Annotated in this window: 1 protein-coding gene; it reads left to right on the forward strand. The window is 61.4% G+C overall.

From position 1 onward, the window contains the following. The coding region (locus C662_RS19665; RefSeq protein WP_002934901.1) for an efflux RND transporter permease subunit at positions 1-290 on the forward strand (290 nt) is incomplete at both ends.

The following is a 290-nucleotide window of genomic DNA, read 5'->3' on the forward strand; positions in this document are numbered from 1 at the left end:
CATTACCTCAACCTGATGCGTATCGAGGGCGAGAGCTTCGACCACACGATGATCCTGCGGGGCTCGATCGAGCGCCTGTCGCCGGTGCTGATGACCGCACTGGTAACCGCGTTTGCGCTTGCACCGCTGCTGTTCGAGGCCGAGCGCCCGGGTACCGAGATTCTGCATCCGGTGGCCGTGGTGATCTTCTCGGGCCTCATCAGTTCGACCCTGCTGGATACCTTCCTTACCCCTGCAATGTTCTGGCTCTTCGGCCGCCGCGATGCAGAGAGTCTGCTCGACGATCGAAA

The organism is Thauera sp. 28, assembly GCF_000310145.2.
Taxonomy (GTDB): domain Bacteria; phylum Pseudomonadota; class Gammaproteobacteria; order Burkholderiales; family Rhodocyclaceae; genus Thauera; species Thauera mechernichensis.